The sequence below is a fragment of the Candidatus Limnocylindrales bacterium genome, assembly GCA_035626395.1.
Lineage (GTDB): Bacteria > Desulfobacterota > Binatia > UBA1149 > CAITLU01 > DASPNH01.
In genome coordinates, this window is record DASPNR010000042.1 from 789075 (window position 1) to 805259 (window position 16185).

General features: G+C 67.1%; 11 protein-coding genes. 2 read left to right on the top strand and 9 right to left on the bottom strand.

From position 1 onward, the window contains the following. Window positions 1-77 precede the first annotated feature (77 nt). The gene (locus VEC57_19030) at window positions 78-1946 is read right to left on the bottom strand and encodes a zinc-dependent metalloprotease family protein (GenBank protein HYC01236.1); all 1869 of its coding nucleotides are present in this window, start codon (window positions 1944-1946) and stop codon (window positions 78-80) included. A 238-nt stretch (window positions 1947-2184) separates the two neighbouring features. On the opposite strand from VEC57_19030, the gene VEC57_19035 reads away from it, so the two are divergent. Then, window positions 2185-3633 carry a serine hydrolase domain-containing protein gene (locus tag VEC57_19035; GenBank protein ID HYC01237.1) on the top strand — a complete coding sequence of 483 codons (1449 nt, stop codon included), beginning with the start codon at window positions 2185-2187 and terminating at the stop codon, window positions 3631-3633. Between the two features lie 29 nt (window positions 3634-3662). Next, window positions 3663-5885 carry a PAS domain S-box protein gene (locus VEC57_19040; GenBank protein ID HYC01238.1) on the top strand — a complete coding sequence of 741 codons (2223 nt, stop codon included), beginning with the start codon at window positions 3663-3665 and terminating at the stop codon, window positions 5883-5885. 55 nt (window positions 5886-5940) lie between these two features. Here the strand turns inward: VEC57_19040 and VEC57_19045 are convergent, their stop codons facing one another. From VEC57_19045 to VEC57_19080, 8 genes are all read right to left on the bottom strand, one after another. Next, window positions 5941-7113, bottom strand: coding sequence for an acyl-CoA dehydrogenase family protein (locus VEC57_19045; protein HYC01239.1), 1173 nt, complete (start codon window positions 7111-7113; stop codon window positions 5941-5943). Window positions 7114-7127: 14 nt separating this feature from the next. Next, the gene (locus VEC57_19050; protein HYC01240.1) at window positions 7128-8339 is read right to left on the bottom strand and encodes an acyl-CoA dehydrogenase family protein; all 1212 of its coding nucleotides are present in this window, start codon (window positions 8337-8339) and stop codon (window positions 7128-7130) included. Between the two features lie 97 nt (window positions 8340-8436). Next, on the bottom strand, window positions 8437-8988 hold the full coding sequence (locus tag VEC57_19055; GenBank protein ID HYC01241.1) for a hypothetical protein: 552 nt from the start codon (window positions 8986-8988) through the stop codon (window positions 8437-8439). Between the two features lie 23 nt (window positions 8989-9011). Further along, window positions 9012-9566 (bottom strand): hypothetical protein, encoded by a 555-nt coding sequence (locus tag VEC57_19060; GenBank protein ID HYC01242.1) that lies wholly within the window; start codon window positions 9564-9566, stop codon window positions 9012-9014. A 246-nt stretch (window positions 9567-9812) separates the two neighbouring features. After that, window positions 9813-10424, bottom strand: a complete 612-nt coding sequence (locus VEC57_19065; GenBank protein ID HYC01243.1) for a sulfotransferase — start codon at window positions 10422-10424, stop codon at window positions 9813-9815. Between the two features lie 66 nt (window positions 10425-10490). Continuing rightward, window positions 10491-11891 carry a dihydrolipoyl dehydrogenase gene (gene lpdA, locus VEC57_19070; GenBank protein ID HYC01244.1) on the bottom strand — a complete coding sequence of 467 codons (1401 nt, stop codon included), beginning with the start codon at window positions 11889-11891 and terminating at the stop codon, window positions 10491-10493. A 22-nt stretch (window positions 11892-11913) separates the two neighbouring features. After that, window positions 11914-13245 carry a 2-oxoglutarate dehydrogenase complex dihydrolipoyllysine-residue succinyltransferase gene (gene odhB, locus VEC57_19075; protein ID HYC01245.1) on the bottom strand — a complete coding sequence of 444 codons (1332 nt, stop codon included), beginning with the start codon at window positions 13243-13245 and terminating at the stop codon, window positions 11914-11916. Next, entirely contained in the window at window positions 13235-16030 is a 2796-nt protein-coding gene (locus VEC57_19080) for a 2-oxoglutarate dehydrogenase E1 component (GenBank protein HYC01246.1), read from the bottom strand. Before VEC57_19080 ends, odhB begins: the two co-directional genes overlap by 11 nt. Window positions 16031-16185: the final 155 nt, after the last annotated feature.

Sequence of the window (16185 nt, forward strand, 5' to 3'; positions counted from 1 at the left end):
AGCGTCTGTTTCGAGGCATCCGCGCTTACTAGCCGGAGCAAGCGCGGAAGACGAGCGCATAGCCGCGCGCTCTGCGTTCAAGGGCAGGTGATCTGCGTGCCCTTGTATTCGCAGGCCAGCTCGAATGCCTGCGCGCAAACGCCATGCAGATTGTCGCCGACCTGCAGGCGTGCGGTGAGGGACGTCGCGCCCATCAGGGTCTCCAGCTCCTGCAACTCGCCCTTGCCCTTGAGCTTGGCCACGCCCGAGGAAGGCCGGTATTTGAGCAGCATCGAGCGGATGCCCGCGGTCTCGGGAGGGGCGGCGCCCTCGTTGCGATAGCGGAAGGTCGTGCCGTTGCCGGTCAGGTCCTGCCACTGGTCGGCGGGAATGAACGCCTCGTAGACGATGGCATCGCTCTGATCGCGCAGTTCCAGCGTCAGGCCGCCTACGTCGGGCGGGCTCGTCATGTCGGGAATGTAGGCAGCGGCCTTGAAGCTCATCTTGTCGTCCTCCTCGACAGGGCCGATGGAGGCTTTCATGCGATAATCGATGAGCGGCCGGTCGTTGTTCGGAAGCGGCTGGCAGCTGCCGAACGCGCACATGCCGTCGAAAGTGCAAACGTCGCCGTCATCACATGGCGCGTTGTTGAAGGGATGGTTGCACACACCGAGGCCGTTGCAGACGTCGTCGGTGCATTCGTTGCCGTCGCTTTGGCACTGGCTGCCGGAGACCGCGAACTTGCAGTCCAGCCGGCAGCAGTCGCCGTTGAGGTTGTTGCCGTCGTCGCAGTCCTCACCGACGCCCACGATGCCGTCGCCGCAGCCGGGAGGGATCGCCGGCGTGATGCAGGAAGCGGAGCTGACTGCCGGCTCGATGGTGTCGATGCTGCACTGCGAGAAGCCCTCCTGCAGTTCCATCGACAGCGACGGCCACATGACGAAGCCGTAGGACGTGCCGCTGCACGGCGAGCCGGACTGGCCGTCGTGGTAGGCGCCGAAGTTGTGGCCGAGCTCGTGGCCGACCAGCAGCGTCATCAGATGATTGTCGGGCGTGAAGCTCTGCGACAGGCCGCTGCCATAGTAGCTCGCGCACAGCGAGTCGATGTAGGCGATGCCGATGACCATTCCGTCCAGATCGCGGCCGGTGAAGAGGTGGGTCAGCCCGCCGGCGCCGGCGCCGTCGATGTCGTTCATCCGCGCCGAGGCGACCTCGTCGAGGAGGCTGCTCGGACTGGTCGTCGTCGAGAAGGGCTCGATGCCCGGCGACGTGTACAGAATGGTGTCGACGATCAGCAGGGTGACGCCGAGATCCTCGACGTAGAAGCCGTCCACCTGGTTGATGATGTTCTGGATGTAGGCGCCCGGGTTCGCGTGCGTCTGCGTGAACGCGTAGTCGGCAACCAGCGTCAGCTCGAGCAAGCCGGTGGACTGGCCATGGCTGCGCGCCACGGCCCGGTTGGTGGAGGAGCCGGCGCCGGCCGCGTGCGCCGCTCCGCAATCCGAGGGCGGCACGGCATCCGGGTCGATGTCGCTGGCGCGGTACACCACCATCGCGTCGGCCTCGGCGGTTCGCTCGTAGCGCGAGAGCGGCTCCAGGTAGTAGATCTCCTCGTGCGTGCGCACGTAGCCGTCGAGGGCGCCGGACGCGTCAGAAACTCGTACTTCGGCTTCGATGTCGTCGGCCAAGTAGCCGCGGTACAAAGAGTTTGTCGTGGGCTCGACGCGCGTCCCGGAAGCCGAGACGGTGATCGTCCGCGCGTTGGGCGAGAGCACCTTGGACGGCTCGAGCACCAGATCGAAGGTGCGACCAAGGGCCGTCAGGCTCATGCGACGAGCGCCATCGGAAGTGGCCGATCGCTGGCTGCGGGCGCGAGCGATCTCGAAGTGGCGGATGTGCTCGGGCAGCTCGGCCAGGGCGCTGCTCGGGCATACGACGGCAGAAAGGGCGATGGCCGCAGCGGCCAAGCCGGCACGAAACGCATGAATGTGCATGGTGTCCCCGACCAGGAAGGCGGAGCTCCGAACGGCCCGGATGTTAGCGCATGCGTGCCGCGATGGGAACCGGAATTTCCCTGATCGCGCACCAAAACCTGCGCATGCCCGCGACTGCATGCGCTTGGGTTGGCACACTCCTGTAGGCCGACTAAAAGGTCGCTGCCGCGCGCCCGCACATCCCATGGACTTTGCCATCCCACGACTTCCGATGATTCCATCGATTGTTACTCGAGGTTACGTGCCGGCCGACGTGGCCGAAGCCGAAACGCGCGACACGAGGGCCGAATGCGACGCCCGCGACGTGGGCGTGGACCCGCAGGCCATCGAGAACATCTGGGCGTCGGTGCTGTCGTGGTACGCCAGCGGCATCCATCCGGCAATCTCGGTCTGCCTGCGTGTGCGCGGACAGGTCGTCCTGAGCCGCTGCGTCGGATACGCGCGCGGTGCCGGGCCGAGCGACCCGCCCGATGCGCCCAGAGTGCGCGTGACGCCCAAGACCCCGTTCAACATCTTCTCGGCCTCCAAGCCCATGGCGGCGATGGTCATTCACCTGCTCGACCAGCGCCATCAGCTCCACCTGGACGACCCGGTCTGCGAGTACGTCCCCGAGTTCGGCTGCCACGGGAAGGAGTGGATCACCATCCGGCACGTCCTGACCCACCGGGCCGGCATCCCGACGCTGCCCGAGTCGGCCATGGACCTGTCCTACATCGAGGACATCAACAACAAGCGCGCGGTCGAGCTGCTGTGCGAGACGGTGCCCGTATCGAGGCCCGGCGGGCGCCTGGCCTATCACGCCATCACCGGCGGCTTCCTCCTCGGCGAGATCGTCCGGCGCGTCACCGGCAAGAACATCCGGCACGTGGTCGAGGAGGAACTGGCGCGGCCGCTCGGCTGGCGGTGGATGAGCTACGGCGTGCGCCGGCGCGACATCGACAAGGTCGCGCTCAACTACTTCACGGGCCTGCCGCTGGTTCCGCCCATCGGCGCATTGGTGCAGCGCATCCTCGGGATGGATTTCGTCGAGGTGGTCCGCTCCTCCAACGACGAGCGCTTCCTGACCGGCGTCCTGCCGGCAGCCAACCTCATTGCGACCGCCGATGAGCTCAGCGAGTTCTACCAGCTCCTCATGAACGGCGGGGAGCTGCGCGGCGTTCGCGTATTCGATCCGCGCACCGTGTGGCGGGCCACGTCCGAGCAATCCTACGGCGAGCTCGATTTCACGCTCGGCATCCCCCTGCGCTACGGCATGGGCTTCATGCTGGGCGGCGAGTGGTTCAGCCTCTACGGCCTGGACACCGCCCATGCATTCGGCCACCTGGGCTTTACCAACATCGTCGGCTGGGCGGATCCCGCGCGTCACCTTGCCGGCGCCATCATGACCAGCGGCAAGCCGGTGCTGTATCCGGAGCTGTACCGCGCGCTGGCTCTCCTGCACGCCATCGCCACCGCGTGTCCGAAAGACGATTCGGTGCCGCCGTTCGGGCGGCCGGAGCGGCCGCCGCGCCGGCGGCAGACCGGAAAGCGTGACGAGGCAGAGCGGAGCACTGGTTCGACGAAGGCAGCGGCGCGCAGCCGCAACGGGAAGGCCGGTCGCAAGCGTGCCGCCGTCAAGGAGAGGCCGCACAAGAAGACGTCGCGCAAGCGCTCGCGCTGAAGCGTGACGGCCCTGTGGCCGGAACGAGGATGACGGTTTCGCTCGAAGGCCTCGACCAGTATGCGGTCGGTATCGCTGCGGCGCTGGCCTTTCTGCAGCTGGCGGCGGCCTACGTCGCCTTCCGACTCGGTCGTCTGGTCGGTTACAAGAGGCTATGGATCGGCGCCGCCACCGGTCTGCTCCTGCTCGCCTGCTACAGCGCCCTGGAGACGTGGCAGCTTCTGCACGTTCCGACGCTCGCCCAACGCGAAGGCCTGGAGATGATCGTGGCGCTGATCGGAACTGCCGCGCTGGCGCTGGGTCTTGCCGCGATGGAAGGGCCGCTGCGACGCACGCAGGCGCAGCAGGCACAGATGCGCGAGCATCAGGCGCGTCTGAACCTGCTCATCGATCAGCTTCCGGGCCAGGTCTGGACGACCGACGCCGAGGGACGGATGACGTTCATTCGCGGCCGCGGGCTTCAGAAGATGGGGATGTCGCCTCAGGAGCTCGAAGGCCGCAGCATCTTCGACATCTTCGCTCCGGCGGGCCTGGCAGAAGCAGCTCGTACCAGTCACGAAGCGGCCATCGGCGGGGAAACCGTCCCCTTCGTCATGCGCTACGGGCAGCATTCGTGGGAAGGTGCGCTGGCGCCGGTGCTCGACGACGCGGGCTGTCCGGTGGGCGTCGTCGGCGTATCGATCGACGTCACCGCCAGGGAGGAAGCGGCGGCCGCCGCCGCCGCCAACGAGGAGCGCCTCAACGCCATTCTCGACAACGCGCCGGCGCTCGTCTTCATCAAGGACACCGAGGACCGCATCCTGCACTTCAACCGCCGGTGCGAGGAGCTGTTCGGCGTCTCGCGCGAGCACGCGGTGGGCCAACGCATCACGGACCTGGTGCCTGGCGACTTCAACGACGCCTTCGTCGAGAACGATCGCAAGGTTCTGGAGCAGGGCGTTCCCATGACGTTCGTCGAGACCGCGGAGCGCGACGGCGTGACGATGTCGTTCCTGTCGATCAAGTTTCCGCTGCGGCGTTCCGACGGCACCATCTACGGCATTTGCGGCATCGCCACCGACATCAGCGAGCGCATCGAAATGGAACAGGAGCTGCGCCGCAACCAGGCCCTGCTCGATGAAGCGCAGCAGATGGCGCGGCTCGGCAACTGGGAATGGGACGTCGTCAGCGGCCGCCGCTACTGGTCACCCGAGCTGTACCGCCTGCTCGGCTACGAACCGGACAGCGGCCCGCCGCCGACGTTCGAGTCGTACACCGAGCACGTGCCGGAGGAGGATCGCGCGACATTGATGCAGAAGGCCAGCCGCGCGCATCTGCACGGCCGCCCTTATTCGGTCGAGCATCGCATGCGCCGTGCGGACGGCCGCATGCTGTGGGTGCTGGCCAAGGGGCGACTGGAGCGCGACGCAGACGGCACGCCGCTACGGATGTACGGCTTCATCCAGGACATCACCGAATCCAAGAGCGCCGCCGAAGAGATTGCCGCGCTCAACACCCGCCTCGAAGACCGCGTTCGCCAGCGGACGATGCAGCTCGAGGATGCGCTCAAGCAGCTGGGCAGCTTCACCTATGCCGTCTCGCACGACCTGCGCCAGCCCCTGCGGGCGATCGCGGGCCGCCTGTCGTTGTTGCGCGAGGACGAAGCCGAGCGTCTCTCCCCGCAAGCCCGCGAGCACGTCGAGCGCGTCCAGCAGGCGGCGCTGCGCATGGACGCGTTGATCGCCGACCTGCTGTCGCTGTCGCGCGTCAGCTACGGCGCGCTGCGGCGAGAGCCGCTCGACGTCAGCGACATGGCGCGCGACGTCGTTGCCGAGCTGACGGCGACCGAGCCGGAGCGCAAAGTGGAGTGGCACATCGAGGACGGCATGCGCGCGGTGGCCGACCGCGGGCTCGTTCGCATCGTGTTGCAGAACCTGATCGGCAACGCATTCAAGTTCACGCGCCGCTGCGATGTCGCGCACATCGCCGTTTGCCGGGAGAAGGTCGATGGCGAAACGGCATTCGTGGTGCGTGATGACGGCGTCGGCTTCGACGAAGCGCATGCGGCGCACCTGTTCGAACCCTTCCAGCGCCTGCACGAGAGTACGGAATTCGAAGGAACAGGCGTCGGTCTTGCGACGGTGGCTCGGATCGTGGGCCGTCACGGCGGCTGGATCCGCGCCTCCGGCACGCCGGGCAAAGGCGCCACGCTTCGCTTCACGCTGCCCGACAGCGCCGACAGCGTCCCCGCCCTCGACATCCCCTCCGCTTGAACGGGGTCGGGTCCTGCGTTTGAGCATCCGCCCGAACGCGAGACCTGACTCCTAGCTAGGCATCGAAAATTTCGGCGAGTCGCGCGCGGTGGTGGCTGCCGTCTCCGTAGAGGAACTGGTTGTGCTGGAGGCGCTTCACCCAGATGTGCACGTCGCACTCCCACGTGAAGCCGATGCCGCCGTGGAGCTGGATTGCGCGACCCGCCACGAACGCGGCCGCATCGGACGCAGCGGCCTTGGCCATTCGCGCGAGCCTCTCGCCGTTTTCGGGCTCGTGATCGATTGCGCTGGCGGCCGCATACACGAGCGACCGCGCCCGGTCGATCTCCACCATCATGTTGACGATCGGATGCTTGACCGCCTGGAAGAAGCCGATCGGCCGGTCGAACTGCTTGCGCGTTCGCGCGTACTCGGCCGTCGTCTGCAGCAGCCACTCGGCGCCGCCGCAAAGATCGGCGGCGACAATCGTCAGCAGCGCCGGTTCGGCGCGCCGCAAGGCCGCATCGGCCTGTGCGCCGCGTGCCACGACCGCCTGCGCGGGCACCTCGACGTTGGAGAACACGACGCTCGCCTGATCGCGCGTCAAATCGACGATTCGATCGGGATCGATCGTCACTCCCGGCGCGTCGGCATCGACCACTGCCAGCACCGTCTCGTCGCCGCGCGCGGCGATCAGGAAGAAGCCGGCCTTGCGCGCATCCTGCACGAAATAGGACGTGCCCGAGAGCATGACGCCGCCGCTGCGATCCTGCGCGCGAACTGCCGTTTCCGAGACGTCCCACGCCGGGCTGTCGCCGCTGATGGCGAGGCTTGCCGCGCTGCCCGAGGCGATGCGCGCGAGCGCGCCCGCGGCAGCGGCGCCGTCCGGGCCGGCCGCCGCGCTCGCGGCCTTCAGCACCTCGGCCGTGCAGAAAGTCGACACCAGAGGCGAGGGCAGCGCGGCGCGGCCCGCTTCTTCCGCGAGCGCTGCCACGGCAACCAGTCCCATGCCGGCGCCGCCCGCTTCGGCCGGCACGCCAAGTCCGGTCCATCCCAGCTCGGTCGCCGACGCCCACAGCTTCTGGTCCCAGTACACCGGCTGCGTGGCGCTCTCGTAAGCCTCGTGATGATCGCGCGCGACGAGGGCGCGCAGCTTGTCCACGGGCAGGTTGTCCTTGAGAAAGCGGCGCGCCTGGTCGCGCACCATCTGTTCGTCCTGACCAAACCCGAAATCCCTGGGCTGTGCCATGGCCGCGGTCCTCCCTACTTCGACTTGGCCAGGCCGAGCACGCGCTCGCCCAGGATGTTGCGCTGGATCTCGTTGCTGCCGGCAGCGATCGTGAAGCCGTACGAGTTCAGGTACGCCAGCGGCCACTGCCCGCCTTCGGGCGCGCGATCGTCGCCGACATAGAGGCTGGCGTGTGCGCCTTCGATCTCCAGCGCCACCGCCGCCACGTCCTGCATCAGTTCGCTGGTCAGCAGCTTCTGCTGCAGCGGCAGCCGCATCGGATCTTCGATCAGCGCCGGCACGCGCGCGCGGCGCGCGTTCTGTCGCAGCCCTTCGCTGCGAATGGCCAGCGTCATGATCTTGTCGCGCAGCACGGCGTCGTCCCAGGCCGTCTTGCCGCCGCCGCGCCGCGTGTTCTTCGCCAGACGCACCAGGCTGCGGACACGCTCGTCGATGGAGACGCCGCCGCCGCTGCCGGCGCCTTCGGCCGCGCCGCGCTCGTAGGTGAGAGTCGTCATGGCCACCGTCCAGCCTTTGCCGACTTCATCCAGGCGCAGGTTATCGGGCACCACCACGTCCTCGAACAGCACTTCGTTGAAGCCCGTCTCACCGGTGATCTTGATGAGCGGTCGTACCGTGACGCCCTTGGCGCCTTGGATGGGAACGATGAAGTAGGAGAGGCCGCCGTACTTGTCGGCGGTGCTCGTGCGCACGAGCATGATCATCCAGCTGGCGAAGTGCGCCAGGCTGGTCCAGACCTTGTGCCCGTTGATGATCCAGTTGTCCCCGTCGCGCACGGCCGGCGACTGCACGTTGGCAAGGTCGCTGCCGGCACCGGGCTCGGAGAAGCCCTGGCACCAGATCTCGTCGGCCGACAGCAGCGGCGGAAGATAACGCCGCTTCTGCTCCTCGGTGCCGTGCACGAGGATCGTGGGCGCCGCCATTCCCAGACCGATGACGTTGATCATGTAGGGCACGCCGGCGCGTCCCATCTCCTGCGTGGCGATGGACTGAAAGCCCTTGTACCCGTGCCCGCCGTATTCCTTGGGATAGTCGGTGCCGACCAGGCCGGCGCCGTGGCACTTGTTCTGCCACTCGCAAAGGTACTTCCTCTGCTCCTCGGTCATCACCTCGATGGGCGACAGCGGAAGGCGGAAGCTCGGCGGTGCGGGACGGTTCTCGGCCAGCCACCGGCGGCAATGCTCGCGGAACTCGGCCTGTTCAGGCGTGTCGACTCTCTCGGCCATCGCATGCTCCTGAAAAGCGATCGCCGCGGCTGGTACGTCGCGGCGATCGCAATCTAGGGAGCCGAGGCCGGAAAGCCAACCTCAGGAACGCGAAGGATCAGGGACAGGGGAACGCGCAGGCGCTCGCGCCTGGCACCGCAATGCAGAACTGGCCGGCCGGGCATTGGGTGTCGCTGACGCAGCCCGGTGTCGTAGCTCCAGCCTGGCTGACGCACGCGGTGCCTCCGCCGGAGTACGAGGCGCACACGCCATCCCCGCACGAACCGCACGGCATCAGTGGCGTCGAGCAGCTCGGCGGACCGGTCGTGCCGGTCTTCTGCCGCAGGACTTCCTCGGCGACGAATGCATCGACGTCGGCCTCGACGCTTGCGGCGTCGCCATCGGAGACGCAGCCGCCTCGCTCCTCGGCTTTGGCGAAGGAACTGTTGAATTTTTCCTCGGCCTTGGCGTTGCACTCGGGGTCGGCCGACGGCTCCTCCTTCTGGATCGCCTTGGCCTCGCACTTCAGCTTGGCGCTGGTCTTCTTGCCGATGGCCTTGAGCTTGCTCGACGCGCACTTGCGCTCGGCCTTGTCCAGGGTCTGCGCGCTTGCCGGCAGCGCAGAAACGAGCATGAGGCAGGTCAGAATCGTAACGGTGCGAATCATCATGGCTGCTCCTCCTCTGCCTTGCGTCACGGACATGGGAAGGCGCACGCGCTGATGCCGGAAGCCGCAAAACAGTGCATGCCGTCGGGACACTGCGAATCGCTGGTGCACGGGGTCGTGACCGCGCCGCTGCTCTGCGCGCACGCATTGCCGCCGCCGGACCAGGCGGCACAGACGCCGCTGCCGCAGGAGCCGCACGAGGTGCCGGGCGTCCCGCACGACGGCGGAGCGTCGGGGGCGCCAGTCTCCTGGTTCGCCGTCTGTTCCGCGACGAACGAGTCGACGTTGGCCTCGACGGCCGCCGCATCGCCCTCGGAAACGCACCCGCCCTTGGCTTCGGCCTTGGCGAACGCCTTGAGGAACTTCTCCTCGGCTTTTGCAATGCACTCCGGATCAGGTTCGGCCAGCTCTTTCTTGATGGCCGTGGCTTCGCACTTCAGCTTGGCCTTGGCTTTCTTTCCGGTGGCCTTGAGCTTGGCGGCTGCGCACGCGCTTTCGGCGTCGTCGAGGGTCTGCGCATGGACGGGCAGGGCCGTCGCGACCACCAGGCTCGCGAGAATCGCGATCAGATGGAACGACATAGATTCCTCCTCTTTGCTCGCCGCCCGCAGGGCGGCGATGTCATCTTGGAGGGTGAAGCAGAAAGCGTCTGTAGTGTTCGCCGTTGCGATGCGAAATTTCCGCAGGCGGGGGCAACGAAGACGCGACGCTCGCACAAAAGGTCTCCGCCGAGCGTGTCGCGCCCACGAGGCGGATAGAGAGTGGCCGACACGCAGGCGCAGCCTTGGACTGATGCCGCGTAGCGCAGCCGCGCAGTGGGTGCGCCCTCAGGCGTTCTGCGGCGGCGGGAAGTTGTGGTGGAACTCCTCCTTGGTGTTGACGCGCGGGAATTCGGCGTCCGGAACCGGAAGATTCAGGGCGCGGCACAGCGGCGCCCAGCCCTGCTTTGCCGTCCATTCAACCAGCCGCTTCGGATCGGCCGTGGCCAACACGTGCGCATTGTGGCGCTTGTATGCGGAGATGCATTCCTCGCGGTTGCCGAGATCGGTCGTGAAATGCCGGCCGAACATTGCGTCCAGCATTTCGCGCCACGGTCCCTGCGCGGCAGCGGCGGTGGGAAAAATCGTCGAGCTCGCGCTTTCCCACCATGATTCGGGGTCGCGGTTGGAGTGCACGATGATCGCATCGGGGAAAGCTGCGGCGATCGGCTCCCAGAAGGCGGCGACGGGCCAGTCCACCGCCGCGCGGTAGCCTTCGAACAGGCGGCGCCAGTCCGGCAGCTTTCCAAGTGCGGCCTGGTGCCAGACCGGGATGTGCTCGGGATGCTCGATCACTTCGGCCATGTGGTAGCAGGGGCCGCCAAGGAGCTGCTCGAGCGCGAGCTTGAGGGACATGGTTCCGGTGCGACCGAGGCCGGCACCGACGACTCTCAGCGACATGGTACGGCAATACCTGAAGCGGCCGCGCGGGGCACGCAAGCGTGCCGACGTGGCGGCTCGAGGCGCTCAGATGTGGATCGGCCGCCCGTCCACCGCCAGCGCAGCTTCCTTCATGGCCTCGGCCAGCGTCGGATGCGCGTGCACGGAGCGCGCGATGTCCTCGGCACTGGCGGCGAACTCCATCGCCACGGCCGCCTCGGCGATCATCTCGGAGGCGTAGGGGCCGACGATGTGCACGCCCAGCACGGTGTCGGTCCTGGCATCGGCGATGATGCGGACCTGGCCTTCGGTCTCGCCCATGCACTTGGCGCGCGGCGTGGCCTGGAACGGGAACGTTCCCACCTTGACCTCGCAACCGGCGGCCTTGGCCGCTTCCTCGCTCATGCCGACAATGGCCAACTCGGGCCAGGTGTAGACGATGCCGGGAATCGCATCGTAGTTGACGTGGCCTGCCACGCCGGCCATGCGTTCGACGCAGGCGATGCCTTCCTCGCTCGCCTTGTGCGCGAGCATGGGGCCGGCGATGACATCGCCGATGGCAAAGATGCCGCCAACGCTGGTCTCGAAGTGCTTGCCGACCTTGACGCGACCGCGCTCGTCGGTCTCCACGCCGATGTCGGGGAGGCCGAGGTCGGCCGTGTACGCCTTGCGCCCGACGGCGACCAGGACGACGTCGTAGGAATCGGTGGAGGACTTTCCGTCCTTGCCCTCGATCGTGGCCTTCACCGACTTCCCGACAACCTCCACCGACTTGGCGCTGGTCTGCAGGAGGATCTCCATCCCCTGCTTCTTGAGCGAGCGCTCCAGCATCTGTGCGCTGCGCTTGTCGGAGCCCGGCACGATCTGATCCATCAGCTCGACGACGCGCACCTGACTGCCCAGGCGCAGCCATACCGACCCCATCTCCAGCCCGATGGCGCCACCGCCGACCACCAGCATCTTGCCCGGCACCTTGTCCAGGCTCAGCGCTTCGGTCGAAGAAAGGATGCGCTTGCCGTCGAAGCGCATGTGCGGAAGCTCCACGGGCATGCTGCCGGTGGCGATGAGAATGCGCCTGCTTTCGATCTGTCCGGCGCTTTCGCCGCTGATCTCGATCAGCGTGGACGACTTCAGGCGCGCCTTGCCGTGCCAGACGTCGATCTTGTTCTTCTTCATCAGGCCGGCCACGCCGCGCGTCAGCCCTTCGACGACCTCGCGCTTGCGCTTCATCATCGCTTCCAGGTCCAGCTCGACTCCCGACAGCTTGATGCCGTGCTTGTCCAGGCCATGGCTGGCGCGAGCGAACAGCTCCGAAGACTCGAGCAGCGCCTTGCTGGGAATGCAGCCGACGTTCAGGCACGTGCCGCCAAGAGCGGGGTCTTTCTCGACGATGGCCGTCTTCATGCCGAGCTGCGACGCGCGGATGGCGGCCTGATAGCCGCCAGGGCCCGCGCCGATGACGACGAGATCGTAACTCTGCTTTGCCAAGGTGCGCCTCCGCGCGTCGGTGTCAGATTTCGAGCAGCATGCGGCCGGTGTCCTCGAGCCGCTCCTTGACGCGCACCAGGAAGGTCACGGCTTCGCGGCCGTCGACGATGCGATGATCGTAGGAGAGGGCCACGTACATCATCGGCCGCACCACGATCTGGTCGCCCACCACCACCGGCCGCTTCTCGATCTTGTGCATGCCGAGGATGCCGCTCTGCGGCGGATTCAGGATCGGCGTCGACAGCAGCGAGCCGAAGACGCCGCCGTTGGAGATCGTGAAGGTGCCGCCCGAGAGGTCTTCGATGCCGAGCTTGTTCTCGCGGGCGAGCCCCGCCAGGCGCGCGATCTCGCGTTCCAGATCCGCCATGCTCATCAGGTCCGCGTTGCGCACGACCGGCACCACCAGGCCGCGATCGGTCGAGGCCGCAATGCCGAGGTGGACCCTCTTGCTGTAGACGATGTCGTCGCCCTCGATGCGCGCTCCCACCACGGGCACGTCGCGCAGCGCCAGCACGCAGGCTCGCGCGAACAGCGACATGAAGCCGAGCCCGATGCCGTGCGCCTTCTGGAACGCGTCCTTGTGGCGCGCACGCAGCTCCATGGCCGAGCTCATGTCGATCTCGTTGAACGTGGTCAGGATCGCGGCCGTGTGCTGCGCCTGCACGAGGCGATCCGCGATGGTGCGGCGAAGGCGCGTCATGCGCACGCGCTCTTCCTCGTCGGTAGCCGCCGGTGCCGGGCGCGGCGCGGCCGGGGCCTTGGCCTGAACGGGAGCCGCCGGCGCAGCCTGTGCCGAAGCCGCGCCGGCCGCCGGCTCGTGCGTCAGCATGTCGGACTTGGTCACGCGACCACCCGGGCCCGTGGCCGCGACGGTGGATGGATCGATGCCGCGCTCTTCGGCAACGCGCCTGGCTGCCGGACCGAGGCGCGGTTCGTTGGCGGTTGCCGCGTTGTCCGCGATCGCCTGCTCGGCCTCGGCCGCCTGCGCGGGACTGGCCGGCGCGTCGCCTTCGGACGAGGAGGGCGCCATCGTTTCCTTGACCGGCTGCGAGGTCGCGGCCGACGGAGCCTTGGCGGCGGCGGCCTTCGATGTCCTGCGTTCCCTGGCGGCGCCCGCGCCGTCCGCCTCGATCGTCGCCAGCACTTCGCCGACGACGGCCGTGGCGCCTTCCTGCTTGAGGATGCGCAGGACACCGGCGGCAGGCGCGGGAATCTCGACCGTGGTCTTGTCGGTCTCCAGCTCGAGCAGGATCTCGTCGGTGGCCACCGACTCGCCGTCGGCCTTGAGCCAACGCAGGATCTCGCCTTCGCTGACCGATTCTCCGAGCTGCGGGACTACGACCTCAACCGGCATGGCTCTTCTTCGCTACCGCGTGGACCTTGGGAGGCTTGAACGCATCATCGAGGATCTGACGCAGCTCGGCCTGGTGGATCTTGTAGGAGCCCGTGGCCGGGCTGGAGGCCGCGTCGCGGCCGACATACGTCAGCGTGCGTCCATCGTCGAAGATCATGTGGTTGCGATCGGAGATGAACCTCCACGCGCCCATGTTCTTCGGCTCCTCCTGCACCCAGTAGACCTCGGCGTCGGTCGGGTAGGTAGCCAGAACGCCCTGCAGGTCGGCGAGCGGGAACGGATACAGCTGCTCGAGACGCACGATGGCGACGTCGTGGATGTTGCGCTCGCGGCGAGCGACGATCAGGTCGTAGTAGACCTTGCCGCTGCACAGCAGCAGCCGCCGCACGTGCTTCCTGTCGACGTCATCGACCTCGTCGAGCACGCAGCGGAAGTCGTAGTCGGTGAACTCCTCGATCGTCGAGAAGCACAGCTTGTTCCGCAGCATGCTCTTGGGGCTCATGATGACGAGCGGCTTGCGGAAGTTGCGCTTCATCTGCCGGCGCACGACGTGGAACAGCTGCGCCGGATTGGTCATGCTGCAGACCTGCATGTTGCCTTCGGCGCAGAGGGTCAGGAAGCGTTCGAGGCGCGCGCTGGAGTGCTCGGGGCCCTGGCCCTCGTAGCCGTGCGGCAGCAGCATCACCAGGCCATTCATGCGCTGCCACTTGCTCTCGGCGCTGACCACGAACTGGTCGATGATCACCTGCGCGCCGTTGGCGAAGTCGCCGAACTGGGCTTCCCAGATCACCAGGTTCCTCGGATCGGCCGAGCTGTAGCCGTACTCGAAGCCGAGCACCCCCGCCTCCGAGAGATTGCTGTCGATGCAGTAGAAGCGCCCCTGGCTCTCGCTCATGGCATCGAGCGGAACGTAGGTCGCGTCGGTGTTCACGTCGTGCAGCACGGCGTGGCGGTGGCTGAAGGTGCCGCGGCCGCTGTCCTGTCCGCTGACGCGCACGGTGACGCCTTCGAGCAGAAGCGTGCCGAGGCCGAGCATCTCGGCGCAGCCCCAGTCGATGTGTCCGCCGGGCGAGAGCATCTGCGCGCGCTCGGCGTAGAGGCGCTTGACCTTGGGGTGGGGCGTGAAGCCTTCGGGCAGCTTGCGCAGGCGCTCGACGACCTCGTGAAGCTGCTCCGCGGACACTCGCGTCGTCGCGCCCCAGTCGTCTCCGGCCCATGTCATCCCGGCCCAGGCGCCGCCGAACGAGAAGACCTGCTGCTTGGGCATGAAGTCGCGCGCGTACTCGAGCGCGCGCTCCATCTCCTCCTCGATGCCCGATTGCAGATCGTCGGCGTCCTGCTGCGAGATCTGTCCCTGCGCGATCAGCCGGTCGGCATACAGCCTGGACACCACCGGCAGCGCCGCGATCTTCTTGTACATGAGCGGCTGCGTGAAGGTGGGATCGTCGAGCTCGTTGTGGCCGTGGCGGCGATAGCAGACGAGGTCGATCATCACGTCCTCGCGGAAGTGGGCGCGGAACTGCGCCGCCAGCCGCGCGGCCTGCACGACGGCCTCGGGATCGTCGGCGTTGACGTGGAACACCGGCGCCTGCACGAGCTTGGCGATCTCGGTGGGGTAGCGCGTGAAGCGATAGTCGGACGGTGAGGTGGTGAAGCCGACCTGGTTGTTGACGACGATGTGGATGGTGCCGCCGGTGCTGTAGCCGCGCAGCTCGGACAGCGCCAGCGTCTCCATGACGATTCCCTGGCCCATGAAGGCGGCATCGCCGTGCATGAGCACGGGCATGACGAGGCGCTTCTCGCGGTCGTTCAGGTAGTGCTGCTTGGCGGCGACGATGCCTTCGGCCACCGGATTGATGGCTTCGAGGTGGCTCGGATTGAACAGCAGCGACAGATGCACGTTGTCGCCGCGCCCGGTCTTGTAGTCGCGCGAATAGCCGAGGTGGTATTTGACGTCGCCGTCGCCCTGGATGCTGTCGGGCAGGAAGTTCCCCTCGAACTCCGAGAAGATCATCTCGTAGGGCTTGGCCAAAATGTGCGCCAGGACGTTGAGGCGGCCGCGGTGGGGCATGCCCATGACGATCTCGCGCACCCCGTGGTCGCCGGCGGTCTCGACCATCTGATGGAGAAGGGCGATGAGCGACTCGCCGCCTTCGAGCGAGAAGCGCTTGTTGCCGACGTACTTCTTGTGGAGGAACTGCTCGAACATGTTCGCGCGCAGCAGGTCCTCGAGGATCACCTTGCGCCCGGCGGCATCCAGCGGAGGGCGGTTCAGCGTCGGCTCGATCTGGTCCTGGAGCCACTGACGCTGCTCCTTGCTCTGGATGTACATGTACTCGACGGCGATGGTGCCGCTGTACGTGGTGCGCAGCAGGTCGAGCAGGTCGCCGAGCTTGCACGGGCCGTTGCGCTTGAAGCTCGGGCACTCGACGACGCGCTCGCGGTCGTCCTCGGACAGACCGAACTGCGACAGCTCCAGCAGCGGATGGCTGGTCTGGTTGCCGCCGAGGGGATCCAGGTTCGCGATCAGGTGGCCGAGATCGCGGTACGAGTGAATGAGGTCAGCGACCCCTTCGATGAAAGCCGCGCCCCCGGCGGCGGCAGAAGGGCCGGCGGCAGCCGTGATCGGACGAGCGGTTCCGGCCTTGCCGTTGAGGGCGAGCTCGAAGCCCGAAAAGAAGTGCCGCCAGTCCTCGGAGACCGAGCCGGGCTCGGAGAGGTACTTTCGATACAGCGAGTCGACGTAGTCGGCGTTGGAGATGTTGGCGAAATCGGGCTTGCTCATCGACTTGATCTGCCCCGCCTATCACAGGCGCTTCCCGGGGGAAATTTCTCGTTCGTTATTACTGAGTTGGAATCAGCAGAGGCCGACGTCGAGGAAGGCGGGACGAGCAGGATCTGCTGTATGCCGCATTGTAGCCGCCGGCGGGTCGCGCGTGC